The organism is Paraburkholderia megapolitana (assembly GCF_007556815.1).
GTDB classification, from domain to species: domain Bacteria; phylum Pseudomonadota; class Gammaproteobacteria; order Burkholderiales; family Burkholderiaceae; genus Paraburkholderia; species Paraburkholderia megapolitana.
In genome coordinates this window covers 873,263-898,781 of sequence record NZ_CP041743.1, presented here as the reverse complement: position 1 = coordinate 898,781, position 25,519 = coordinate 873,263, and the positions used below count along the sequence as shown (strand labels likewise).

General features: G+C 58.5%; 14 protein-coding genes and 2 pseudogenes. 8 read left to right on the top strand and 8 right to left on the bottom strand.

The window, feature by feature from the left end; translation table 11 throughout:
* The first annotated feature begins 124 nt into the window (after positions 1-124).
* Both FNZ07_RS03775 and FNZ07_RS03770 read left to right on the top strand, forming a co-directional pair.
* A complete protein-coding gene (locus FNZ07_RS03775) occupies positions 125-706 on the top strand; it encodes a flavin reductase family protein (RefSeq protein WP_091012779.1) in 582 nt (193 codons plus the stop codon).
* A gap of 65 nt (positions 707-771) precedes the next feature.
* The gene (locus tag FNZ07_RS03770) at positions 772-2,193 is read left to right on the top strand and encodes an amidase (RefSeq protein WP_091011665.1); all 1,422 of its coding nucleotides are present in this window, start codon (positions 772-774) and stop codon (positions 2,191-2,193) included.
* Positions 2,194-2,223: 30 nt separating this feature from the next.
* On the opposite strand, the gene FNZ07_RS03765 is transcribed toward FNZ07_RS03770, so the two are convergent.
* The gene (locus FNZ07_RS03765) at positions 2,224-4,044 is read right to left on the bottom strand and encodes a S10 family serine carboxypeptidase-like protein (RefSeq protein WP_091011664.1); all 1,821 of its coding nucleotides are present in this window, start codon (positions 4,042-4,044) and stop codon (positions 2,224-2,226) included.
* Between the two features lie 186 nt (positions 4,045-4,230).
* Here FNZ07_RS03765 and FNZ07_RS03760 point away from each other — a divergent pair, with 186 nt between their 5' ends.
* Positions 4,231-5,229 carry a hypothetical protein gene (locus FNZ07_RS03760; protein ID WP_143098062.1) on the top strand — a complete coding sequence of 333 codons (999 nt, stop codon included), beginning with the start codon at positions 4,231-4,233 and terminating at the stop codon, positions 5,227-5,229.
* Positions 5,230-5,292: 63 nt separating this feature from the next.
* Here FNZ07_RS03760 and FNZ07_RS03755 read toward each other — a convergent pair whose 3' ends face one another.
* The 3 genes from FNZ07_RS03755 to FNZ07_RS03745 all read right to left on the bottom strand — a co-directional run bounded on the left by FNZ07_RS03755 (position 5,293) and on the right by FNZ07_RS03745 (position 9,504).
* Positions 5,293-5,961: an O-methyltransferase gene (locus FNZ07_RS03755; RefSeq protein ID WP_091011662.1), complete on the bottom strand. Its 669-nt coding sequence runs from the start codon at positions 5,959-5,961 to the stop codon at positions 5,293-5,295.
* Between the two features lie 276 nt (positions 5,962-6,237).
* Entirely contained in the window at positions 6,238-6,915 is a 678-nt protein-coding gene (locus tag FNZ07_RS03750) for an RraA family protein (RefSeq protein WP_091011661.1), read from the bottom strand.
* A gap of 27 nt (positions 6,916-6,942) precedes the next feature.
* A complete protein-coding gene (locus FNZ07_RS03745; protein WP_091011660.1) occupies positions 6,943-9,504 on the bottom strand; it encodes a phosphocholine-specific phospholipase C in 2,562 nt (853 codons plus the stop codon).
* Between the two features lie 609 nt (positions 9,505-10,113).
* Between FNZ07_RS03745 and FNZ07_RS03740 the strand changes: the two genes are divergently transcribed.
* The 3 genes from FNZ07_RS03740 to FNZ07_RS03730 all read left to right on the top strand — a co-directional run bounded on the left by FNZ07_RS03740 (position 10,114) and on the right by FNZ07_RS03730 (position 15,004).
* A complete protein-coding gene (locus FNZ07_RS03740) occupies positions 10,114-11,457 on the top strand; it encodes a pectin acetylesterase-family hydrolase (RefSeq protein ID WP_407670673.1) in 1,344 nt (447 codons plus the stop codon).
* Between the two features lie 138 nt (positions 11,458-11,595).
* Positions 11,596-12,879, top strand: coding sequence for an SGNH/GDSL hydrolase family protein (locus tag FNZ07_RS03735; protein WP_211367870.1), 1,284 nt, complete (start codon positions 11,596-11,598; stop codon positions 12,877-12,879).
* A gap of 61 nt (positions 12,880-12,940) precedes the next feature.
* Positions 12,941-15,004 (top strand): cellulase family glycosylhydrolase, encoded by a 2,064-nt coding sequence (locus FNZ07_RS03730; protein WP_091011658.1) that lies wholly within the window; start codon positions 12,941-12,943, stop codon positions 15,002-15,004.
* Between the two features lie 274 nt (positions 15,005-15,278).
* On the opposite strand, the gene FNZ07_RS34610 is transcribed toward FNZ07_RS03730, so the two are convergent.
* From FNZ07_RS34610 to FNZ07_RS03720, 4 genes and pseudogenes are all read right to left on the bottom strand, one after another.
* On the bottom strand, positions 15,279-16,889 hold the full coding sequence (locus FNZ07_RS34610) for a YadA family autotransporter adhesin (RefSeq protein ID WP_457920672.1): 1,611 nt from the start codon (positions 16,887-16,889) through the stop codon (positions 15,279-15,281).
* A 1,908-nt stretch (positions 16,890-18,797) separates the two neighbouring features.
* A pseudogene (locus tag FNZ07_RS34605) lies at positions 18,798-19,430 on the bottom strand (ESPR domain-containing protein); the annotation flags it as partial.
* A gap of 549 nt (positions 19,431-19,979) precedes the next feature.
* Complete coding sequence (locus FNZ07_RS33955) at positions 19,980-20,951, bottom strand: YadA family autotransporter adhesin (RefSeq protein WP_249040664.1); 972 nt, start codon at positions 20,949-20,951, stop codon at positions 19,980-19,982.
* Between the two features lie 240 nt (positions 20,952-21,191).
* Positions 21,192-23,798, bottom strand: a pseudogene (locus tag FNZ07_RS03720) (beta strand repeat-containing protein); the annotation flags it as partial.
* Between the two features lie 756 nt (positions 23,799-24,554).
* Here FNZ07_RS03720 and FNZ07_RS03715 point away from each other — a divergent pair.
* Together FNZ07_RS03715 and FNZ07_RS03710 are read left to right on the top strand one after the other, a co-directional pair.
* Positions 24,555-24,902: a hypothetical protein gene (locus FNZ07_RS03715; protein ID WP_143098025.1), complete on the top strand. Its 348-nt coding sequence runs from the start codon at positions 24,555-24,557 to the stop codon at positions 24,900-24,902.
* A gap of 1 nt (position 24,903) precedes the next feature.
* Complete coding sequence (locus tag FNZ07_RS03710) at positions 24,904-25,458, top strand: thioredoxin family protein (protein WP_091008638.1); 555 nt, start codon at positions 24,904-24,906, stop codon at positions 25,456-25,458.
* Positions 25,459-25,519 lie beyond the last annotated feature (61 nt).

Below are 25,519 nucleotides of genomic sequence, written 5' to 3'. Positions count from 1 at the left end.
CTGGCACGGGCGTGTGAGCGAACGGATAGATGTCTAGAATGCTGTCCAGTGCCGTGTGTGGAACGCATGCACGGAAGCCACGGAAATCGACGGGCGCGAGCGCATCGCACCAGAAGGACCCAATATGGACGTCACGAGAAAAAACGTAGATTTGTCGCGCGCGACGCGGCTGCTGAACCACGGCCCAGTCACGGTGATCACGAGCGCGCACGGCGGGCGTTCGAACGTAATGGCCGCAGCGTGGTCGATGCCACTCGACTTCGATCCGCCGAAGATCGTCGTCGTGATCGACAGCCGCACGCTGACGCGCCAGCTGATCGAGGCGAGCGGTGTGTTCGGTTTGCAGTTGCCGTCGGTGGGTTTTGCCAGGCAGACCCTGGCAGTGGGCTCGAATACCGGCGAAGGGCTCGACAAGTTCGCTGCATTTGAGCTGGAGACTTTCCCCGGCCAGAAGATTGACGTGCCGATGCTGGTCGGTTGCGTGACGTGGATGGAGTGCAAGGTCATCCCCGATGCGAGCCAGCGTCACGATCTGTTTATCGGCGAAGTGGTGGCCGCTTATGCCGACAGCCGCGTCTATACCGACAACCGCTGGCACTTCGACGACCCCGATCTGCGCACCTGCCATTACGTCGCGGGCGGTACGTTCTTCGCAACTGGTGAAGCGTTCGAAGTCGAACCGGCGCCGCGTGCTGCGCAAGCGTAAACGGTAGCTCGTGGGCCGGGATTGCCGGGAACAAGGAACAGCGAACAGCGCTTTGCAAGGCAAGCATGAACACTAAAGATAGCAACGACATCGCGTCTTTCGATGCCACCGGGCTAGCCGCCATGATCCGGCGCGGCGAGATCAGTGCGCTGGAAGCGGTGGATGCCGCCATCGCGCGCGCGGAAACCGTTCAGCCCAAGCTCAACTTCATGGCAAAGCCGCTATACGAACGTGCACGTCAGCGCGTCCGGGGCGGCAATCTCACGGGACCGTTTGCGGGCGTACCTTTCCTGCTCAAAGACATGTACGACATGAAGGGCAGCAAGACTCGCTGGGGTTCACGACTGACCTGGCTGATGCCTGCTGCCCGGAAGAACAGCCCGCAGGTAGACGCCTACGAGGCTGCGGGTCTCGTGATCATCGGACGATCGACGATGAGCGAGTTCGGTTTTTTGCCAACCACCGAAGCGTTAGCGTGCGGGCCGACACGCAACCCATGGGATCTGGGCCACACGCCCGGAGGCTCTTCGGGAGGCTCTGCTGCGGCAGTCGCTGCGGGCGTGGTGCCGATGGCCGATGCAGCCGACGGTGGTGGCTCGATCCGCATTCCTGCGTCGTGCTGCGGGCTGTTCGGACTGAAGCCGTCGTTTGGTCGTTTGATCGGGGATCAGGAGCAGGCAGCGGGATTCGATCTGACCGCTGAACACTGCGTGTCGCGTACGGTGCGCGATTCAGCGGGACTGTTTGCGGCGATGGAACGCACGGGGACATCGGCGGTTTTGCCACCACTCGGCGCGGTTACCGCGCCGTCCACGAGGCGCCTGCGTGTCGGCTACTTCATCGACAGGGTGGTTGACGGTCAAGCGCCGGACCCGGAAGTCGTATCGTCCATAGAGAACACGCTTCGTCTGCTCGAAGGGCTTGGGCATCACGTGGAACGGACGGCGCTTCCCTTCGACGGCGCCATCACCTTCAAGGATTTCCTTACGCTCTTTACGAGCGCTGCTGCGGAAACAGTGGACATCGCTCGCAAGGCGCTTCTGGGTATCAAGCCCAACCGGTTTCTGCTCGAACCGTTGACGCTCGAAATGGCAACCTACGCCAGGCGCTTACCCACCGGTGAACTGGCAAATGCAAAGACCCGACTGACAGCGGCGGCATCGACCTATAACGACTGGTTCAATCGCTTCGATGTGATCGTTTCGCCTGTGCTTGCGCAGCCACCTGTGCCGATCGGCGCGATACACGGCGCGCTGTCGTTCGAGACGGTCCTTGAGCGCGTCAGTCGTTACGCCATCTACACCATGATGCACAACGCGTTCGGTGCGCCGGCCATGAGCGTGCCGCTGCACTGGAGTGTTGCGGGTTTGCCGATCGGCGTGCAATTCGCAACTCGTTTCGGTGACGAGCGAACCTTGTTCGAACTCGCCTATGAACTGGAAGCGGCTAAGCCGTGGGCTGACAAACGGCCGCCGTTGTTTGTTTGAACGGCGGCATTTCGACGTTTTTCCGGGCGCTTAAGGCGCCATTGCCTGTGTAACTGGCGCACTGCCAGTCGGCTCGCTAGCCGGGTCTTCGTCGCGCCACGGCAGAGGCAAGGTCGCAAGTGTCAACGCACCGGGGATCGCCTTCGCACGATAGAACAGCTCCAGGCCCGCTTTCATCTGCGGACGCGCGACGTCGTCCAGATAAATCATGTGGCCGCCCTGGAAGAAAGTCACCTGCAGGTTCGGATTCAGACCCGGTACTGTCTGGAGCCGCGCGAGCTGCTTCTCGGTACTGAAGAACGGTGTGTCCAGATCGTGATAGCCGTTTTCCGAATACACCTCGAGCCGCGGGTTAAGCGTTAACGCACCCAGCAGATCGGGGATCGTATCGGGCATCGGTTGTCCATCGTGCGTGAAGTCCCAGGTATTGACGAGGGTACGGTTCAACAGCACGTAGGTTGCATTGGGCGCCGTATAGCCGAGGTAGTCCGGCATCTGCGTAGCGAGCGCGTTCGTAAATGGCTGCGAGATCATGATGTCCGACGGGTCGGGGTCCGCCTGCAGCCGCGGGTCCGAATTCGGTAGTGACACGCGTCCATCGTATGCACCGATCGTCGTACCCGGTATCAGACTGTTGTAAATCGGATTGGCGCTGAAGTAACCCTGTAATGCCTGCAGCGTCATACCCGACTGTGTTGTCCACGACTGCAACGTCCGCGTGGCCGGATACACGGGCGGCCCGAACAGACTGGGTACGCCATCCTGACTCAGCGCCCAGGTCGCCGCATATTGCTGGAAGTGGTGGTACTGCTCCGTGCCGAACTGTTCCACCTGCTGCGCGTAGGCGGCCTGACTGACCGGTGCAGGCGATACCAGGTTGTAGTACGCCGCGACCTCGGCGTACTCCGGCAGGAATCCTTCCAGCGTATCGGTCGCGAGTTTCAGACCCGCGGGTGTGCCCGTCACGCCGACCGCGTACGAGGCGTCCGCGAAGAAATTGAGTATCGAGGATTGCAACACGATTCCCGTCAGATGCACACCTGCAGATTCGAGCGCCAGCGCCATCATGTCGGTACGCGGCGTGCCGTACGATTCTCCGTAGAGATACAGCGGCGACTTGCTGCGATTGTTCACCGTGATATAGCGCTCGACGAAATCGCGCATGACGTCGGCATCCTCGTCGGAGCCCCAGAACGACTGGTTCGTGTTCGGCAGGACCGCTTCGGAAAGGCCGGTGCCAGGCGGATCGATATACACGAGGTCCGTCGTGGCGATCAGACTGTCCTTGTTGTCGACGAGCGGATAGTTCGGCCAGTTGTTGCCGAACAGCGGATCGGGTGTTGCGACGCGCGTGGGTGCGAACGAGCCGAGCCGCAACCAGATCGACGAGGAACCTGGGCCGCCGTTATAGAAGAAGGTCACAGGCCGCGGTGCGCCGTTCGAGCTGGGCGCGGTATACGCGACATAAGACATCGATGCTTCGGGGTTGCCTTTCGAGTCGGTCGCAGTCAGGTGGCCCGTGGTGGTCGTGTAGTTGATCGTAGTGCCGCCAGAGACCCACCGATGTTGCATGATCGCCGCCTGCTCGGAAACCTGCGACGCAGCGAGGCCGTCGGCGGCGTTCACCGAGTAGGCAACCGGATCGATGTAGGTTTGATTGCCTGTCGGTGGACTGGCTTGCTGGCTGGCAGTCTGCTTCAGGTTGGCCGCGGAGGATGATCTGCTGCCATCTCCGCCGCCGCAACCAGCGAGAATCGCTACAGCTGTTGTGATGGCGGCGAGTGCTGCCAGGCGGCCCCGATGGCCGTGATGGTTAGAGTGGTTATCGATACAGTTCTGCGCTGTTTTCATCTCTATCCTTGGTGAGGGCTGAGAGACCATTTCACAAAACCAGTGTCGGGGTTCGTTAATAGTGCATTGGTACCATTGTTTCCTGTTGTATTGCTTTAGTTGAGGAATTTTTGAGTTCACACGTGCCATGTGATTGACACCGCGTTTCGTATTCCCCGATAACTGGCAATGAAAAGAGACGATCAAATGAAAGCTACTTATCGCACTGCTGGTTGGCTCATGCTGGCCCTGATCCCGGAGATTTGCCTCGCGGAAGCGGGCCAGGTCGACGCGGTCGGGTTGCTCCTCCTTCTGCTTTCCGTGGTGGTATTTGTGGTTGTCTGGTTGGTTATGGCGTTCGGGCTTTTCCGGCTCTTGCGCAAATCCTCGGCCAGAAAGCGTTTGAGTCTGGTCGGCCTGTTTCTCGCTCTACCCGTGATCGCCCTATACAGCTGGGGTCCTATCGATCAGTTTCTCGGTACACCAGGCACGCGTGTCGAAGGCGTCGCGGAGAGTCCCGTCGTGGTAGCGGGCGTGACGTTTCCGGCAGGCACCCAGATACAGTACGAACAGACTGGCGGTGGGTACTGGCACAAAACTCCCATCGGAGCGCAGGGAGATAAGGCCGTCATGCTGGGACCGGTCGAGATCAAACGACTCTGGCGGGAAGATGTGGACCGCAACATGTTGAGCCTCTCGTTGACCCGGGATCAGACCATCGATGGATGGTCATGCAGCGCGGATCCAGACACCGCGGTAGAAATGAAACTGACGGATACACAGCCGAGATTTCAAAGCTGCCAGCTTGCTGCGCCGAGAACGATCGACGGGATCGATTGGCCCATATTTACCGAAGTCACGAGAGCAGATAACGGAGACTGGGCGCTGTTGTGGAACACCGTCGTGCACAAGAACAGCCAGCCCGTGACAGCCTTTGGGTTTCCCCTGCAGGGCATGCAAGCAACCTACAGCGCCTCGCTCGCATTGAAGCAGTGGTCAGCTGATTCGTACAGTAGCGATACCAAGGTGGGTGACTATGTGTTTTCGAAGGACGGCTCGACCGACCTGACCTGGGTAACTGGCGGCGATATTCGCATCGAAGGGAATGGCAAAAACGTCAAGACCGGTGAAGCAATCAACTGCCTGTTGATGCAGTCCAAAGGACTTCGGTTCACACCCTGCACGCGAACGACGAATGACTCATGACTGGACGTGGAGTGTCTCGATGGCCTCCGCTGAGGTTGACTCACTCAGCGGATTTTCAATCGCTCACATCGCGGTATCAGGTTCGACCAGTATCGAAACTTCAACGTCATCGAATCGAGCTGAGACGAATCGACCGCTCTTGTGAATGTAGTCCACGAAATCAGGCGCATCGTTGACGTTGTCGGCAACGATGATTGAACCTTCGTGCAAGCTCGATTCAACAAGGCTCAGAACCGGTTTGTAATGTTGCTTGGCGCCGTCCAGGAAGAGCATGTCCACGGTGTCGGGCAGATCGGTTGCAAGCGTGCGCAAGGCGTCACCCTCGCGGATATCGACAAAGTCTGAGAGATTGGCCTGCTGGATATTGGCACGCAGTCTCGCGACCTTCGATGGCTCGAATTCCGACGTGATGAGAACACCCCCACCGTTGTCTTTCAACGCCGCAGCCAGGTGCAGCGTCGAAACACCGAAGGATGCGCCGAATTCGACAATCGACTTCATCCGGTGATTGCGCGCCAGAATGTACAACAGGTTTGCCGCAGCTCGGGAAACGGCGAGATGGACATCTTTGGCCAGGGAATAGAGCGTGAATGGATCGGTCGTGCGTAGCTTTGCACGTTCGTCGTCAGTCATGTGGCCGATGCGCTGCATGAATATCGATTTGCTGCTTTCTGAATCTTCAAAGAGTTGGTCTAGCAGCGGGGCAAGCGGAGTGCTGGATAGGGTGTTCAAGGTTAACGTCCCGATGGAATGATTGTGGCGCCAGTCAACTTTGGCGACATGGACTCACCACCATGCATTGCTTGGTGGTCCGCCAGGAGAGTGGTTAGGCAAGGAAGACTATTTCTCCCGCCGTCGATTCAGCACGTGTCCGTGCTCGCCTCTCGCGTTGATGACGAACGACCGGGGAAAATATTGTTGGCCTGGGACTTTTGCTTGAAAGAAACCAGGCTCAGACTGCGCTTCACGCGTGTCTGATTATGTGGCGGACCCTGAACGTCGCCCGAGTCAGAACTTCCCGTACTGCAGATACGCCTGCTGCGGATCGATGCCATCGAGGATGGCCTTGCGAACGAGGTTTTCGTTGCTCATCGCTTGCTCTGCAAGCTGCAGTATCCGTTCGAGACGAGCCCGCGGAATACACACCACGCCATCGCGGTCGCCGAACAGGTAGTCGCCCGGGTGAATCTCTACATCGCCAATGCGGACCGGGACATCGAAGGCGTCGGGCAACCAGTAGCCGACCACATCGCGAGGCGTGTAGTAGCGATGCCAGACCTGAAATCCGATGCCTATGATGAACTCCGAATCGCGCACACCGCCATCGGCGATGACACCCCGCACGCCTTTGTACTTGAGGGTTTCAGAAGACAATTCGCCCATGTGCGCGACGGTCGAATCGTTCGGCTGGATCACGAGCACATGGTCCGGCCTGGCCCTGGATAGCAATCCGGTCCATTGCAGTAGCGTCTCGTGACCGTTAGCGGCAGGATCGACCCGGCCGCTGACAGTGAACGCCGGGCCACACATCTTTTGACCGGGAATCAGTGGGCGTAACGTAGGTGGGAGCGTGAAATCGCGCAACCCATCGGCCCGCATGACGTCATGAAGGATGCCGGAGTAACACTTTTCCAGGCGCGCCAGATAAGCGGAGTTCTGCTGTTCGATCTCTTTGGCGTTGCTCATCTCGTCTCCTTCAGTGAGATGGACTGTTCAAAGCCAGGAAAACCACGAAGCGATTGTTTTTGTGATCGTAGTCACCGTGTCGGCGACCAGCTTCGCCGTCGATTGCACGATATTCGCCGCCGCGCTGCCGATTGAAGAGATCGCCGCCCCGACGCTTTGAAGCGCGGTTTTAGCGATCGCAGGAACACCTGCCAATAACACAAGCGGTGCCGCAACAACAGCGGTCAGCAACGCGATACCCGTTCCGCTTCCGCCAAACAGATTCTGAGCAGCTGATGCAATCGGCGAGAATGCTTCGGACAGGACGCCTGCTACTGTCAATCCCGTTTCGACTACCACCGTGGTAACGCCGTTGACCACCGTCTCGCCTCCCGTTTTCACGGCATCGCCGGTTTGCGCAAGGTCCTGCCCGATGTTGATTTGCGCGTCCGGGTTACCGCTGGCGCTACTCGCGTTCGTCATCTTCGGATCGGTACGGCTTTCGAGGCCGGTTTCCAGGTGACCTGCGTAACGCCAGATAAAACGGCTGCCGATATCGCAGGACACGGTCACGTCGTACCAGTGATCGTGGCCCTCGATCGACACGGTGAATGTCTTCGATGTGCCAGCGGCAACAATCAGCGATTGCGTGGTGTTGCCATAGCTTTCCGTGAGATTGAACGTAACCGGTTTGGTCGACGGGTTGGTGAACGCGAGAACGACGTTGTCGAAAGACGATGCGTTCTGCGTGAAACCCACTGACGGAAGCGCATTGGCCGCGGCCCTGTCGGCCGGAATCACGCCGGCGAATTGCACCAGGAAACCGTTAGGGCCGTACACAGAACATGCATACGCACCTGTCGATTGCGGGATGGTTCTTAGCGTCTTTCCCGCTTCGATCGTGTAGTGAAAAGGCCGTTGAGAGGCCGTGCCAGGATTGGTGTACGCAATCAGCGCGATGCCCGCAGGCCCGTTGTTCGCGCATGTCAGCTCAAGTCCCTTGCCGCCATGCACTGCGCCGTTCACCAGCAGCTTGTAGGGCAGAGGACGTGCAGTGCGCTGCTGGGTCTCCCATGTCGGAAGCGCTTGCGACGACGGTACCGTCGGCGCAGGCATGAGGTACGTGTCGAGATGGGTAACGGAGCTGGGCAGGTTGTTCGGCCAGGAAGCCGGTGATCCAGCGAAATCGAACGCCGATGTAAGGTCGCCGCAGATGGCTCTACGCCACGGCGAGATGTTCTTGCATTGCACGTCGGTCGCGCTTTTGCCCTTGGCGATAAGCCAGGTCTCCAGAAAGCGCAATACGGAGGTATGGTCGAACAGTTCGGAACAGACCTTCCCGCCAGTGCTCCACGGAGAGATGACATGCATCGGTACACGCGGCCCGAGGCCCGTGGGCTGCCCCAACCATATCTCGTCGGGGCCGAAGTCTGTCATGGTTGCCGCGCCATAGCTCTGACCCGCGATCGAAACCGGCGCAATGGGTGCCGGTATGTGATCGAAGAATCCGTCGATTTCGTCGTAGTTCAGAATGAACACCGTCTTTGACCAGACCTCCGGATTGCTGGACAGGGCGGTCAGCACTCTCGCCACAAAATCCTCGCCTGCTCCAGGTGTGTTCGCCGGATGTTCACTGACCCACTGCGGCGGCACGATCCACGATACCTGGGGAAGCGTATTGGCCTGAACGTCCTTGTGCAGTGCCTGAACCAGCGCATCACCGTTCGAGTGATCGGCATCGTCGCCGAACGGCTGATCGATGAAGGTTCGGCCGTTCAGGTAAAGCGCCCGGCTGACAGGATCGGGAGTGTCTGCGCTCAGCACTTTTCCGTTTGAGTCGACGCGAAACTGCTTGAAAAACTGCAGACCGTTGTCGGCAAAGTTATCCAGCTCCTGATACAGCTTCCATGACACGCCCGCCTGTTGCAGCACTTCGGCATAGGTCTGCCAGTTCGGCATCTGCGCAATCTGCGAGTTGTCGTCGTAGCGGATATCGCTCACGTCGATCAGGCCTACTGTGCTGGTCGGAAGCACGGCGGAATCCGTACATGTTCCAGACCAGAAGTAGGTTCGATTCGGATTGGTGTTCCCAAAAAACGAGGCATGGTACTCATCGCAGACCGTGAATGCATCGGCAAGCGCGTAGTAGAACGGTAGATCTCCACGGTTGAAGTAACCCATGGTCATCGAAGTCTTCTGCGCGATCCATGCGTCCCAGTTTTGCCACGCGAGCTGACTGCCCTTCCAGGCGTTGGACGTCGATGTCTCTAGTGCGCTGGTGCCGTTGACATCGAAGTGGAACGGCAGCACGTAGTTGTCCGCGTTGCTCGGGTCCGGCTGATACCAGACTGGCTTGCCGGTCGACAACGGTGCGGGCCGTGGATCGCCGAAGCCGCGCACGCCAGCGAGCGTGCCGAAGTAATGATCGAACGAACGGTTTTCCTGCATCAGGATGACCACGTGCTCGACGTCCTGAATCGTGCCGGTTACGCGGTTCGGACTGACGGCGAGCGCATTGCGGATGCTGGGTGGAAAGACCGACAGCAGTGCGGCAGCGCCCGCTGTCTGGGCACTCAGCTTCAGGAAGTCACGGCGGTCGTATGAGGACATGAGTCAGATCCTTAGCGCGGAATTCAACTCCAGAGGACTTCTACATCGGTCGCACTGCCGTGCCTCACAGCCTGTAGACGACGTGCGTCAGCCCTGGTCGCTGACGCAGCACAGAGCTTGGCCAAGGTTTATGACCGTCGGATGGCAATACCTCAAAAATACACAAATTGTCACATATTGCCTCGTACCGTCGGAACGGTAGCTCATCAGAACTGGTTGGGCAAGGAAAACGTGTGCGAAAGAGGGAGGGAGGTAATCGGTCGCTCGAAGCGAGTCTCTGGCTCGCCCACACGAATGACCGAATCGGACCCACCGATGGCCATTTGTCCACTTCAACAGATGGTTGACTGCTCCTACATTGCACGTTACCGGTGATGTCCCGGTTGCCAGACCTCCAGAGTCCGGCGTTGCGCTCGAACAGTTCGTTATCCCATCTTCATGTTTGTCGGCCGTGTGTAGCAGGTCGCTTTCCCGCAGTACGCCTCATGTCGCACGCATCGGGCGTAGTTCCCGCATAACCGCACTGCCCCGATAGAGGACGGCGGAACAACGGATATCCATTCACAGGGAGGAACAATGTTGACGCTCAAGCAGCTCAAGCAATTTCTCATGATGATCCTGCTGGGCATGGCTGCATTCAACAGCCATGCATCGGATACAACCCCGCCTGATTCATCCATTCCGTACTACTCCTGGTATGAGGTGACCTTGCCAGAGAGCACCGGTGCAGACTGCGGCAACGGAACACCGCTGCGGTTCTATGTAAACCGTGCGCAGTCCGACAACATGCTGTTGATGATGGAGCCGGGCGGCGCCTGCTGGGACTACGGCACCTGTACGCAGACATCGACGGGTGCGGAGGCAGGACTCGGTGGCTTCAACCCCGATGGCATTCCGCATAACTACATGAATGCCACGTTGAACGAGAGCCTGTTTTCGTCGTTAATCTCGCCGCTGATGACACGCATGGATCTTTCGCACATTCTCGTCGGCGAACCCGCGGTGGAAACGCAGAACTGGACGCAGGTCTTCATCCCATACTGCTCGGGCGATATTCACATGGGTAGCGCGGTGCGCACCTACACGTCACCGACGGGCGACTGGCGCGTTCAGCACTTCAGCGGCCTGAAGAACACTCAGGCCGTCACCCAATGGCTGGTCGATCATGGCTTTGGCAAGCCGAGCCGCCTGATGGTCTACGGGACAAGCGCAGGTGGGTACGGAACGCTCGGCAACTACGCATCGATCCGTAAAACACTGCAGCCGCAGGCCAGCAGCTCGCTGTTGAACGACGCGGGGACGGTTCTGAATACCCCGTTCAATGCCGACCCGGCAACGCATCCGTCGGTGGGGTTGTACACGAGGGTTCGCGCCGAATGGGACCTGGCCGGACCGAACGGCATGATCACGCTGAACAGCAAGCTTCTTAAGAACTACGATCTCAACAACATGGGTAGCGCGTATGTGGCGCTATCGACAACCTTCCCGCACGACCGGTTCGGTTACTCGACCTACCAGCAGGATGCAATCGAAGCGGCCTATCACTACCGCGCATTCGTGCCGGCTGTTATCGCGGCACCGGATGATGCGACGAAGGATGCGCTATCGCTGGCCATGTACGACAAGGAACTGGATGGCCTGAAGCAGGCATTGAATCCGCTGCCGAACTTCGGCTATTACATGCCATGGGCACGCAGCGACCTCATGCACAACCACCAGGTGACTGCGATCAGTTTCACGGGATCGGACATCCACGAGAACGGTATCAATTCGAACGTCGGCGACTTCGTCAATGACCTGCTCAACCAGAAAGACCCATCCGATACGCCGGTGATGAAAGCGTTCCGAACCGAGCAATGGTCCGATCTGTCCTTCTCGACCTTCCTCGCCTGGCTCGACAGCATTCTCAATCTCACCGGAGAAGCTGGGCCGATTTCGACCCACAAGTCCTGATCTTTGCCCGCGCCGGCCGCCATCCGCTTGGGACGGCGTAGTCGGCGCGACACGGATCTAAGTGGGAAGTCGCCAGGGGAAACCAATGCGACAGCCAAGGGAACAGACTCGCTTGCGATAACACACATCGGAAACCGTATGAATAGAAATGCATTGGCGGAGCTTAGACATCTTTTCGCGAATGTGTGGCGATGGGTTACGGTCCTGTCGCTGATCGCTGCAGTGGCAGCATGTGGTGGCGTCGACAGCAACACGAGCCAGTGGGTTGCAAGCTGGTATGCCGCACAGCAGAACTACAACGAGGTACCTCCCCCTATCATCGACCCATCCCTACCGCCTCTCACGATTTCGAACCAGACGGTTCGTCAGATCGTACATACGTCGTACGGCGGTAGTCAGATTCGCATCAAGCTATCCAATCTCTTTGGCACTATGCCCGTGACGTTTGCAGCGGTGCACGTGGCGCGAAGCACAGGAAACGGTAACGTCGACACGGCCACCGACAGGGCGGTGACCTTCTCTGGTCAGGGCAGCGTGACTCTGGCGGCCGGCGCGGAGATGTGGAGCGACAGCGTCATCATTTCGTCTCCATCGCAGTCGGATCTCGCGGTCAGCCTGTTCATTCAGGGTAACGCGCCGGTTGTGACAGCCCACGTGACGGGCCAGCAAACCAACTACCTTGCGCCTGGCAACCAGTCGAGCGCGGGGTCGTTGAGCGGAGCCACAACCAACCTCGCTGGCGTCTGGCCGTACTACTGGCTGAGCGAAGTCGACGTATCGAGTGCGGACAAGGTGAAGGTGATCGTAACGTTCGGCGATTCGATTACGGATGGGTACCAGTCGACGGTCGACACCAATCATCGCTGGCCGAACTTCTTCGATGATCGCGTGCAGGCTGCGGTGGGCAGCGTCGGCAGGGCAAGTGTCGTGAACGCGGGGATTTCGGGGAACCGCTGGCTGCAGGACATCATCGGTCCGGCTGGACAGGGCCGCTTTGCGCGCGATGTAACGGGCGTATCGGGCGCGACTCACGTCGTGATTCTGCTGGGCATCAACGATATTGGATTCGGCATGGCTGTACCTGCAGAAGCAGAGTCATCGGATCAGATCATCGCTGCGATCAATGCGGCAATTGCGCAGGCGAAGAACCGGAAGATGAAGGTGTTTCTCGCGACGCTGTTGCCCTATCAGGGCGCTGACTATTTCGACGCGGCCGGCGAGACGAAGCGGCAGGCGATAAATGCCTATATCCGTTCTGCTTCGGGTGTCGATGGCGTCATTGACTTCGACAAGGCCATGCAGGACCCATCGAATCCTGCGACGTTGCTTCCCGCCTACGACAGCGGTGATCACCTTCACCCCAACGATGCAGGGTATCAGGCAATGGCCAATGCGATCGATCTGAATCTGCTTAACAGGTGATGTCTGCGGCGGGCGCTTTGCGACTAAACACTCTCGACATTTTTGTATCGAGGAGACAACGATGAAAAAATCATATCTGACCGGCCTCATGCTGGCAGTCCTCTATTCGGCGAACTGCCTGCCTGCTTTGGCTGCCGATAGCGGTGCCGTTGTTGAAACGGCCTCATTCGGTGCATTCGTGCCTGAGACCGGCAGCGCGCTGCCGTTGCACTCACTGGCTTTCGAACGGCAGCCCGCTGCGCAGACCATCACGACCGGGCTCAAGTCTTACCTCACGCCATCTGGTCAGCGAATCGACGACGTGGTCTTTCGTGATGGCCTGGGACGCGAAGCGTACTTCCGTGGCTGGAACGTGTCGGGCACCGCCAAACTCGTCGAGAGCGGATACAAACCGTTCGACTCAACAAGCGATGCGCGAACGGGCATCGCCAGCATGGCGGACATGACCGCGCCCAACCTGATCCGTTTGCTCGTGATGTGGGAAGGCGTCAATCCGGCACCGGACACCATCGACTACGCGTATCTCGATCGGATCGCAGAACAGATGCACGCTGCGATATCCCGACGGATCTACATCCTTGTCGACTTCCACCAGGATCTGTTTTCGCGGTACCTGTTCAATCAGGGATCGTGGTACACAGGAGAAGGTGCGCCTGCCTGGGTGTTACCAAAATCCGATTACCCGCAGGAGTATTGCGGGATCATCTGCACAGGCTGGTCACAGCTCTCCCTAACTGACGAAGCGATTCGCCTCGCTTCCAGAAATTTCTGGAACAACCAGCCCTTTACAGCTCCGAACGGAAAGCTGTATCAGTTGCAGGATGTCTACCTATGGCAGCTTCAGAAATCCTTGCAATATCTGAAGTCAAAGCTTAGCCCGCAGGAGTTCACTTATGTGCTCGGTGTCGATGCGTGGAATGAACCCATCGATGGTGGCATGCAAGGACTTACGCCGAAGCAATGGGACAACCAGAAGCTCTGGCCGTTCTATCTCAAAGCGCGCACTGCCGCGGATCAAGCCGGCTGGAACCAGAAATGGGTGTACTCGGAGCCACTGGTCTTCTGGAACACAAACGTCGGCATCGTTGCGCCTACGGGCGGACAATTGCTCGACACAAAGCCTGGTCCTGGCTTTGTGTTCAATCCGCATTTCTATGATGCGGGCCGTCAGGCACTGGACTTTAGTCCTGTTGAAAACGCAACGTACTTCCAGAGCTTTGACGACATCCGCAAGGAGAGTCGCTATCGGGGCAATGCGATGCTGCTCAGCGAGTTTGGCGCTTCGGTAGGCGGCACCGGAAGACAGGATACGGTTCGCACGATCCAGGCGATGTACCAGGCAGCGGAAGCGAGCGACGCGATTGGCGGCAAAACACGCTACGTCGATTTCTATTCGGCGCCGATCTCGGGCACGCAGTGGCAATGGGATCACTACTACGATCACCATCACGAGTACATGAATTTCAACGCGTCGAAACTGATCACGAGCGCCGATGGATGGAATGGCGAGAACTATTCGGTCGCAAGGGATTTTTCGACGGGCTATACGTTAGATGCCAGGGTCGTCGAGCGGGCGTACCCGCGCAGAACGCAGGGCGACCTGATGAACTTCTACTACAACGACATGGCGCAAGACGCGTCGTCACAACCATTGAACTGGGCGTCGATTCGTCCTCAGCAGGGTGGACCCGAGTGGTTCGGCAATACACAGTTCGTGCTCGTCACGTGGCGGGGTCGTCGCTCCGACGCACCGACAGAAATTGCGCTGCCGCGAACCTGGAAGCCGGAAAACCTCGCCGTTCTCACGGACAAGACCTTGCACAACGGCGACCTGACGAAGAACGCCCCATTGAATCAGTTGCCGGATGAAGTAGCACTGGCTTCTGATTCGATCAGTAGCACAGCGAGCCGTCTGCTGGTCTGGGACGATCCCGATACCGGCGAGGACGCCAACTCGATTCACTTTGCGTTGGTCGTCAACCAGGACAACGCGACTGCTCCCAGTGTCGGCACATCTCAACTGGAGACACTGCGACAGGATTTGATCAAGGCGCTTTGCCGGGACCGACGCGGTGTTGTTTATCTGACCGGAACGATGACCGGTGTGGGGTATCCGTCGAACTAGAAACGCAGGGCAAGAAATCAAAAATTAAAAGCAAACGTCGAGTGGGAAGAGAATCCTGCCCGCGTTCTACAAGCGACAACTATCTGAACCTGCTACGTTCAACGAGGCGGCGCTGGCAGTCGCGCCGGCGGTCGCCACTTTCGGCAAGTGTGGAAGCAGTTGACGACGCGCGCTTCGCTCGCGCAATGTGCGAGACGTGATGCGAAGCATCTTCATGGCGAAACCTGGGCGGGCATCGAATAGACCATTCGATGCCCGCCGATACTTCAGTGCACTACCACTGGTACGCCGCACCCACCCCGAACACAGTGCCCGCACCGCCGCCGCTAACCCCTCCCTTCACTTTGATGTTTTCGGCGACACGAGCGGTAAATCCGAACGCAACCGCCGAGTAGCCTTGATAATTCCCCGACCCAAACCCGACTGACAAGGTCTTGCCGGGATCGACCTCTGGAATCATCGCCAGAGCGGCGGCGGCCGCGATACCCGAGTACGAACGACGTGCTACGTCGTTGACGTTACCCTGCACGCTCTCCAGTTGAGACACGTTGACCGCGTCGGTTGGGTTGATGCCGGCGGCCACATTGGTAATGCGACGCTCGTTCCCTGGCGAGCCGACCGATACCGTGTTGGCCTCGTCCGCAACGGAATTCGTACCGAGCGCGACCGCGCCTTGAGCGGTGGCTTGCGCACCCGCACCGAGCGCCGCCGCTCCACTTCCGGTTGCCTGAGCCCCGGCGCCGAGCGCCACCGAGTTGTTGCCCGATGCCAGCGAGTTGGCACCAACTGCCGTTGCTGGGTCGGCGATCGCCTGGGCCTGGTAGCCGATGGCAACGGATCCGTTGAATTGCGCAGTCGAGCGAAAACCGATCGCGGTGCTGTTCGTGTCCTGTGCAAGCGACTGCGAACCGTACGCGGTTGCGCCAGTGGCTACCGTGGTGGTCGTGGCGCCATTGACCCCGGCGATCGTGCCCGCGCCCGCACACAACCCGGTTGCCGTCGTATCCGTGCCGTTGGCTACACCGCAACCGGAAGCCTGCACGACTTGCGTGGAGGTGTTGTTGGTGGCGCGTCCCTGCGAGACGACTGCGCCGGACGAGTTGACGCCGCCCGTGAGCGTGGCGCCGATGGTCGCACCGCGTGAGCTGGCGGTCGTGGATGCGGCATTGATGGGCGCGAGTGACGTCGACAGGCTGGACAGGACTACGCCGTTTCCACCGGCACCGCTGGCAATCGCGCTGGTGATCGTGCTGAGTCCGGTGCTTACCGTGGTGGAGAGCGAGCTCACACCGGTGGACAACGAGCCGATGCCGGTCGAGGTCGATGCCGACAGGCTACCGATCGTGGTGCTGACTCCGGTCGACAGCGACGTGATGCTGGTCGACAGCGAGCCGATGCCCGTCGAACTCGACGTGGATAGCGAATCGATACCGGTCGAGGTCGATGTGGAGAGACTGGTTACCGTGCTGTTGGTCGTACTCAGGCCCGTCGACAGCGAGTTGATCGCAAAGGCCACCGATGTCGACAGCGAGGACACCTGGCTCACGTTGACCGCGTCGGTCGGGTTCACACCCGGCGCGACGTTGGTCAGCCTGACCGGTGTAGTTGCGCCGACCCCGCCGAGTGTCACGCTCGAGTGCGACGGGTCGTCGTACTGGACCGAATTGGCGACGCCAGTGGACAGCGAGAGGACTCCGGTCGACAGCGAACCGATGCTGGTCGAGGTCAGCGTCGACAGACTCGATACCGCGCTGCTTGTTGTGCTCAGGCCCGTCGAAAGCGAGGTGACGTTGTTCGTCAGGGTGCTGATGCCGGTTGAGGTCGAAGTCGACAGGCTGCCGATGCTGCTCGTAGTGGTGCTGAGGCCGGTCGAGAGGCTCGACATGTTGCTATTCGTCGTGCTCAGGCCGGTGGACAGGCTGGTGATGCCGGTCGATGTCGACGTAGACAGTGAAGTCACTCCGGTCGACAGGCTGTTGATACCGGTTGATGTCGACGTAGACAACGAACTCACGCCAGTCGACAGCGAACCGATGCCGCTTGACGTGGAAGTCGAGAGGCTCGTCACGTTGCTGTTCGTTGTGCTCAGTCCTGTGGACAGACTGGTGATGCCAGTCGACGTCGACGTGGACAGTGAAGTCACCCCGGTCGACAGGCTGTTGATGCCGGTTGAGGTCGATGTGGACAGCGAACTTACGCCGGTTGATAACGAACCGATGCCGCTTGATGTCGAAGTCGACAAGCTTGTTATGTTGCTGCCGATCGTGCTCAGACCGGTAGACAGACTGGTGATGCCGGTCGAAGTCGAAGTGGACAGGCTCGTTACGTTGCTGTTCGTTGTGCTCAGACCAGTCGACAGACTGGTAAAGCCGGTTGAGGTCGACGTAGACAACGAACTCACACCGGTCGACAACGAAGCGATGCCGCTTGATGTCGAAGTCGAGAGGCTGATGATGCCGGTTGAGGTTGAGGTGGACAAGGAACTCACTCCGGTCGACAACGAAGCGATGCCGCTTGAAGTCGAAGTCGACAGGCTGGTGATGCCGGTCGAGGTCGATGTGGATAGTGAACTTACTCCGGTCGACAGTGACGCGATACCGCTTGAGGTCGAGGTGGACAGCGAACTCACACCAGTCGACAGCGAGCCGATACCAGTCGAAGTCGACGTGGACAGACTGGTGATGCCGGTCGAGGTCGACGTGGACAGTGAACTTACTCCGGTCGACAGTGAAGCGATACCGCTTGAAGTTGAGGTGGATAGCGAACTCACGCCAGTCGACAGCGAGCCGATTCCACTTGATGTCGAAGTCGACAGACTGGTGATGCCGGTCGAAGTCGACGTGGACAGTGAACTTATTCCGGTCGAAAGTGAAGTGATACCGCTTGAAGTTGAGGTGGACAGCGAACTCACACCAGTCGACAGCGAGCCGATGCCGGTTGAAGTCGAAGTCGACAGACTGGCGATGCCAGTCGAGGTCGATGTCGACAGTGAACTCAAACCAGTCGACAACGATCCGATACCGGTTGAACTGGAAGTCGACAGACTAGTGATGCCAGTCGAGGTCGACGTAGACAACGAACTCACGCCAGTCGACAGCGAAGCGATACCGCTGGAAGTCGAGGTCGAGAGGTTGGTGATGCCGGTCGAAGTCGAGGTGGACAGCGAACTCACGCCGGTCGACAGCGAGCCGATGCCGGTTGATGTCGAAGTCGACAGACTAGTGATGCCGGTCGAGGTCGACGTAGACAGCGAACTCACACCAGTCGACAGCGAAGCGATACCGCTGGAAGTCGAGGTCGACAGGTTAGTGATGCCTGTTGAAGTCGACGTGGACAACGAACTCACACCGGTCGACAGCGAAGCAATACCGCTAGAAGTCGAAGTCGATAGATTGGTGATGCCAGTCGAGGTCGACGTGGACAACGAACTCACGCCAGTCGACAGCGAAGCAATGCCACTAGAAGTCGAGGTCGACAGGTTAGTGATGCCTGTCGAGGTCGACGTAGACAACGAACTCACGCCAGTCGACAGTGAAGCGATGCCACTAGAAGTCGAGGTCGACAGGTTAGTGATGCCAGTCGAAGTCGACGTGGACAGCGAACTCACACCAGTCGACAGCGAAGCGATACCGCTAGAAGTCGAGGTCGACAGGTTGGTGATACCAGTCGAAGTCGACGTAGACAACGAACTCACACCAGTCGACAGCGAAGCGATGCCGCTAGAAGTCGAGGTCGACAGATTCGTCACATTGGCATTCGTCGTGCTCAAACCAGTCGATGTCGAAGTCGACAGGTTGAACAACTGGCTGCCGTTGATCGCATCCGTACTCGTCGACGACACAGTCCCAGCTGCGAGATTGGTGACCTTCTGGTTGTTGACACTCGCACCGCCGTTCAACGATGCCAATCCCGACACCTGCATCGTGCCGACGATCTGCGTGCCGTTCGTGCCGCCGTTGATGTACGCGCCGTTCGACAGCACATAGAAGCCGTAGACGTTTGCCGTCGATCCGTTCGCCGTCGTCGTACCGCCTGTCGACGTCGGCAGGCCGCCGAACGTGTTGGTTCCGTTGGTCCCACCCACGACCAGCATGCCGCTGTTGGACATCGTCCGCGTCGTGCTCGCGGTATTACAGATGCTGTTGTTGTTGAGAGAACCGACCGCACCGCCATCGTTAATCTGATAACAACTCGGATCGCCATTGTCGTTGATGATCGTTTGCGCCTGCACCGGAGACATCGCAAAGATGGCCGCGCTGATTATGGTCAGCCGCTGAATAATCGCCCCGTTAGTCGGCGCAAAAGACGCGGTATTTGAATGTGTGACACATTTTGTCGCCCTTTTACCACGAGCGCGGGCAATTTCAGAAACTACGACCCAAACACCAAGTACATCGCTCCAGATAGTCCGATAAGCGCGATTCACGACCACCTCCAGGAAAGTGTGGCCGCCCCGTTACCTGACCATGGGGCCAGCCGGTTTGGTGCCACCGCGGGTAGCGGTTTTGATAACCCTTAATTGGGTTTTCGGCGATTGGATGCTATCGGATTGCCCATTAATAAACAATCTGTAACGGTGTATATAAAAATACGATGCGAATTAGATTTTCTGGAATTCATGCGGACTGGAGAAATTCATGCAGATGCTTCAGCATCACTCCGTCTAATCTCATGCCGGTTTGATGCGGTTTCTGATGTTTCAGTATATTTTTTAGCACACCGGTAATGCCGGATGGCTGATAAAGGGAGAAAAGCACCCTCAAAGGCTGCCAGCGCCGTCAATTGCGGCGAAGGCAGCCAGTGAATTGTGTTTCCGCGGTGATGAAAAACTGAGAGCCGCCAGCAGGCGCGGGCGGTGGCGGACGAGAGTTCGTCTCGTCGCACGGGTTGATGGCGAATCAGGTGTCTGGCTGAACTACGAGGCTGGCGGGTGCCGAAGAACCCATTCGACGCCCGCCGATACCTCTTCTACGCACTACCACTGGTATGCGGCCCCCACCCCGAACGCAGTGCCCGCACTACCGCCGCTAACTCCTCCCTTCACCTTGATGTTTTCTGCAATGCGGGCGGTGAACCCAAACGCAACCGCCGAGTAGCCTTGATAATTTCCCGACCCAAACCCGACTGACAAGGTCTTGCCGGGGTCGACCTCTGGAATCATCGCCAGTGCGGTTGCCGCCGCGACGCCCGAGTATGCGCGGCGTGCCACGTCATTGATGTTGCCCTGCACGCCCTGCAACTGGGAGACGTTGACTGCGTCGGTTGGGTTGATACCCGGCGCCACATTGGTAATGCGACGCTCGTTGCCCGGCGAGCCGACCGATACCGTGTTGGCCTGGTCCGCAATCGAATTGGCACCCAGTGCGACCGCGCCTTGCGCCGTGGCTTGTGCGCCCGCACCGAGTGCGACCGAGTTGTTGCCGGAAGCCAGCGAATTAGCGCCAACGGCGGTTGCCGGATCGGCGATGGCCTGGGCCTGGTAGCCGATGGCAACCGAACCCGCGTACTGCGAGGTCGCCCGGAACCCGATCGCGGTCGAGTCCTCGTCCTGCGCAAGCGACTGGGAACCGTACGCGGTTGCACCGTCGGCCACAGTCGTACCCTTGGCGCCATTGACGCCGGCGATCGTGCCCGCGCTGGAGCACAAGCCTGTCGCGGTGGTATCGAGACCATTGGCTACACCGCAACCGGAAGCCTGCACGGCCTGCGTGACTGTATTGTCGTGTTCGCGTCCCTCTGTGATGACTGTGCCGGAAGCGTTGACGCCACCCGTGAGCGTGGCGCCGACGCTCTCGCCGCGCGAGGTTGCGGTCGTGGATGCAGCATTGATGGGCGCGAGCGACGTCGACAGGCTGGCGAGACCTTGGCCGCCACCGCCCGCTCCACTAGCGATGGCGCTGCTGATCGTGCTCAGTCCGCTGCTTACGGTGGTGGACAGCGAGTTCACACCGGTGGACAACGAGCCGATGCTGGTCGAGGTCGACGCCGACAGGCTACCGATCGTGGTGCTGACTCCGGTCGACAGCGACGTGATGCTGGTCGACAGCGAGCCGATGCCCGTCGAACTCGACGTGGACAACGAATCGATACCGGTCGAGGTCGATGTGGAGAGACTGGTTACCGTGCTGTTGGTCGTACTCAGGCCCGTCGATAGCGAGTTGATCGCGAAGGCCACGGATGTCGAGAGCGAGGACACCTGGCTCACGTTGACGGCATCGGTCGGGTTCACACCCGGCGCGACGTTGGTTAGCCTGACCGGTGCGGTCGCGCCGACTCCGCCGAGTGTCACGCTCGAGTGCGACGGGTCGTCGTACTGGACCGAATTGGCGACGCCAGTGGACAGCGAGAGGACTCCAGTCGACAGTGAGCCGATGCTGGTCGAGGTTAGCGTCGAGAGGCTCGATACAGCGCTGCTTGTTGTGCTCAGTCCGGTCGAAAGCGAAGTGACGTTGTTCGTCAGGGTGCTGATACCGGTTGAGGTCGAAGTCGACAGGCTGCCGATGCTGCTCGTAGTGGTGCTGAGGCCGGTCGACAGGCTCGACACGTTGCTGTTCGTCGTGCTCAGGCCGGTGGACAGGCTGCCGATGCCGGTCGATGTCGAAGTGGACAGTGAACTGATGCCGCTTGATGTCGAAGTCGACAGGCTCGTCACGTTGCTGTTGGTTGTACTCAAACCGGTAGACAGACTGGTGATGCCGGTCGAAGTCGACGTGGACAGCGAGCTTACGCCGGTCGACAACGAACCGATGCCGCTCGATGTCGAAGTCGACAGGCTTGTTACGTTGCTGCCGATCGTGCTCAGACCGGTAGACAGACTGGTGATGCCGGTCGAAGTCGAGGTGGAGAGCGAACTTACACCAGTCGATAACGAACCGATGCCGCTCGAAGTCGAAGTGGACAGGCTCGTTACGTTGCTGCCGATCGTACTCAGACCAGTCGACAGACTGGTAAAGCCGGTTGAAGTGGACGTAGACAACGAACTGATGCCTGTCGATGTCGAACTCGACAGGCTTGTCACATTGCTGTTCGCCGTGCTGAGACCGGTAGACAGACTGGTGATGCCGGTTGAGGTTGACGTAGACAACGAACTCACTCCGGTCGACAACGAAGCGATGCCGCTTGAAGTCGAAGTCGACAGGCTGATGATGCCGGTCGAGGTTGAGGTGGACAGTGAGCTCACACCGGTCGACAGCGAAGCGATGCCGCTTGATGTCGAAGTCGAGAGGCTGGTGATGCCGGTTGAGGTTGAGGTGGAGAGTGAGCCTACACCGGTCGACAGCGAAGCGATGCCGGTCGAAGTCGATGTGGACAGTGAACTTACGCCGGTCGACAGTGAAGCGATACCGCTTGAAGTTGAGGTGGACAGTGAACTCGCACCGGTCGACAGCGAGCCGATGCCGGTCGAGGTCGATGTGGACAGTGAATTTACGCCAGTCGATAGTGAAGCGATGCCGCTAGAAGTCGAAGTCGACAGATTGGTGATGCCAGTTGAAGTCGACGTAGACAACGAACTCACACCAGTCGACAACGACCCGACGGCGCTAGAAGTCGAAGTCGACAGGTTGGTGATGCCGGTTGAGGTCGAGGTGGACAGCGAACTCACACCGGTCGATAGCGAAGCAATACCGCTAGAAGTCGAAGTCGACAGATTGGTGATACCAGTCGATGTCGAGGTGGACAGTGAACTTACACCAGTTGACAGTGAACTGATGCCGCTAGAAGTCGACGTCGAGAGGCTCGTTACATTGCTGTTTGTTGTGCTCAGGCCGGTCGAGAGGCTGCTGATGCCGCTTGAAGTCGAACTCGACAAGCTCGTCACGTTGCTACTGGTCGTGCTCAGACCCGTCGACAGGCTAACGATACCTGTCGAGGCCGAGGTCGACAGCGAGGTAATGTTAGTCCCCAACGTACTCGCGACCGAATACAGCTGGCTGCCGTTTACCGCATCAGTGCTACCTGCGCCGATCAGGCCCGCAGCAACGTTCTGCACGCGTCGCTCGGTCCCCGCGGCTCCGACACTCACGACACCGGCAGCACCGCTGGTGCCCGCAAACGAGCCATACGTGGTAGCGCCGATCGTCGTGCTGCTCACCGTACCGGTTCCACCCGTAGCAGTCGAAGGCGTAGCTGTCGTAACGGCATTGCTGCCGAGTGCGACCGAACCCGCAACAGTCGATGAGGCGTTCTGCCCGAAGGCGATGCTGTTACTCGCGGAGGCAGACGCTGATTGCCCGATAGCAATTCCGAAGCTACCGGCTGAGCTGGCAAGACGGCCAATCGCCACACCGCCAATGACGCTAGAAGTCGCCGCATCGCCAATGGCTACCGTATCGGTATCAGTCGCGACCGCGGTCGTACCGAGGGCAATTGAAGCGAGACCGCTTGCGGTGGAGAAGTTACCAATGGCTACCGCGTTGGTACCGGAAGCAACATTCAGGAATCCGAGCGCAGTGGATCTGGTCCCGCTAGCGGTAGACCCGGCGCCAATAGCCGTTGTCCCAGTCGCAGTGGCACTAGCCTGACCACCCAGTGCGGTCGCATAACCGCCACTCGCCGTAGCAGCAACCCCACCGGCCCCGCTGATAGCCACACTTCCCGACGATGTGGTCGAACCGTTACCCGCCTGGTATTGCGCATAAGCAACGTTCGCCTGGATGCCCAATATCGCCACCGCCATGGCGATAGCCTGGACGGCTTTCGATTTTGTAGGTTTTCCTCGCGTGCAGGCAAGTTCCGACACGGCGACCCATGTTCCGGCGGCCTCGCTCCATATTGACCGGTATGTCTTGTTCATTTTGTGCCAGCTCCAGATCAAATAAATTAAGAAGATGTAACAGACCAATTAATTTAATCGCATGCTAAGGATGGCTTATCTACTTTGTTACTTGTAAAAACCTAGGTAAACAATAGACGCCTGGCAACTTGTTTTCGTAAGTGCTTCGCTGGAATGTGCTGCAGATTTTTTTCTACCGGTCGATAAATTTCGCTATGAAATCTAGAAGGCAAACGTGCGTGTCACAACGCATTGTCTGCGGCACTCAATACTGGGAAATTTACCCCCGACGCATGTCCGGAAACCCCTTCGGATAAGGACATGCCCCTCCAGAATGGGTAACAAAGAAACCGCCATAGAGCACGATCGCCTCTGCCACGCCGGCGATCTATGCGATCGAAAAAGGTTTACCTTCTATGGCAAATCACTGCCTGAAAAAAGACTTATTTTGTAAAATGACGCACCGCTTTTTCGATTGTGTCTTTTTTCAATGGGCCATTCTTGCATGACATTATGCTATCGATTCGATGTTGAATTATTTGGTGAATTGTAATCATATTTATTTATCGCTTTATATAATCATAAAAATGGAAATAATGCATGCCTTTATTGCAAATGCCGTCGTCAAACCGACTGGAGCCGTGTGACCTGAAAGATTGAATGACCCGCGTTACAGTTTTCGCCTGCAGGACTCCTAGAATGAAGAGGTGGGCATGTGTGGGACCCCTCTGCGACATCTCTCAGTCAAGCCTCAGAAGCTGCCCACTCGTTTATTGAATGACCTCCTTTCTCAGGAGGTCTTTTTTTGCCCATGAAACCTTGCCCGACCGCCGATTTGTCGCGCAATGTATCCAGCCCGCCGCCATACACAAAGCGTTGCACTCGCACGGTGTGCCCGACACAAGCCAGATACCGGCCGACGTTCCAATACAGCCATCGCCCGCTGGAACGCTGGACATGCAGAGTCTCCCTGAATTCCCACTTGCCCTGCCTGCCGGGCTGCTGACGATCGCGTCACCGCGCATCCCGCCGGTGATGCTGACCGCGCTCGCCATCGATCGCCAGCACGACGTGTCGATCGCCGCGCGGATTGGCGCCTTATTCCCTATCCTCAAAGGACTGTGACATGCTGAATCGACTGCAAAAATTTGCCGTGGCCGCTACCCTGGCTGCAACCGCGGTCACCATCGCCGCAACGGCGGCCACCGGCACCACGGGCGTCGCCGAGCCGCATAAGAGCGTCTCGACCGCACCCGAATTCACCGGCATCTCGACATGGCTGAACAGCGATCCGCTCACTATCCAGAAGCTGCGCGGCAAGGTCGTACTGGTCGATTTCTGGACTTATACGTGCATCAACTGCATCAACACGCTGCCCTACGTGAAAAGCTGGAACCAGAAGTACAAGGATCAGGGACTGGTTGTCGTTGGTGTCCACACACCCGAATATCCGTTCGAGCGCGATACGGACAACGTCAAGACGGCGATCAAGCGTTTCGGCATTACTTATCCGGTGGCGCAGGACAACCAGTACGCGACGTGGCGCGCCTACGATAACCAGTACTGGCCTGCGTTCTATCTGATCGACAAGAAAGGGCAGGTGGTCTATACGCACTTCGGTGAGGGCGACTACGCGCAGACGGAAGCGGCGATTCAGACGCTGCTCGCTCAGAAGAGCTAACGCACGCATCGCGTGGTGCCGGGCTAGCGCCGCAACGAACAAACGGGCCGCAGCGATAGAT

Excerpts from the sequence above, each read along its gene's own strand:
- FNZ07_RS03775 (WP_091012779.1), top strand. The coding sequence starts at position 125 with ATGGACGTCACGAGAAAAAACGTAGATTTGTCGCGCGCGACGCGGCTG.
- FNZ07_RS03770 (WP_091011665.1), top strand. The coding sequence starts at position 772 with ATGAACACTAAAGATAGCAACGACATCGCGTCTTTCGATGCCACCGGG.
- FNZ07_RS03765 (WP_091011664.1), bottom strand. The coding sequence starts at position 4,044 with ATGAAAACAGCGCAGAACTGTATCGATAACCACTCTAACCATCACGGC.
- FNZ07_RS03760 (WP_143098062.1), top strand. The coding sequence starts at position 4,231 with ATGAAAGCTACTTATCGCACTGCTGGTTGGCTCATGCTGGCCCTGATC.
- FNZ07_RS03750 (WP_091011661.1), bottom strand. The coding sequence starts at position 6,915 with ATGAGCAACGCCAAAGAGATCGAACAGCAGAACTCCGCTTATCTGGCG.
- FNZ07_RS03745 (WP_091011660.1), bottom strand. The coding sequence starts at position 9,504 with ATGTCCTCATACGACCGCCGTGACTTCCTGAAGCTGAGTGCCCAGACA.
- FNZ07_RS03740 (WP_407670673.1), top strand. The coding sequence starts at position 10,114 with ATGATGATCCTGCTGGGCATGGCTGCATTCAACAGCCATGCATCGGAT.
- FNZ07_RS03735 (WP_211367870.1), top strand. The coding sequence starts at position 11,596 with ATGAATAGAAATGCATTGGCGGAGCTTAGACATCTTTTCGCGAATGTG.
- FNZ07_RS03730 (WP_091011658.1), top strand. The coding sequence starts at position 12,941 with ATGAAAAAATCATATCTGACCGGCCTCATGCTGGCAGTCCTCTATTCG.
- FNZ07_RS34610 (WP_457920672.1), bottom strand. The coding sequence starts at position 16,889 with ATGTCGAGCCTCTCGACCGGCCTCAGCACCACTACGAGCAGCATCGGC.
- FNZ07_RS03715 (WP_143098025.1), top strand. The coding sequence starts at position 24,555 with ATGACCTCCTTTCTCAGGAGGTCTTTTTTTGCCCATGAAACCTTGCCC.
- FNZ07_RS03710 (WP_091008638.1), top strand. The coding sequence starts at position 24,904 with ATGCTGAATCGACTGCAAAAATTTGCCGTGGCCGCTACCCTGGCTGCA.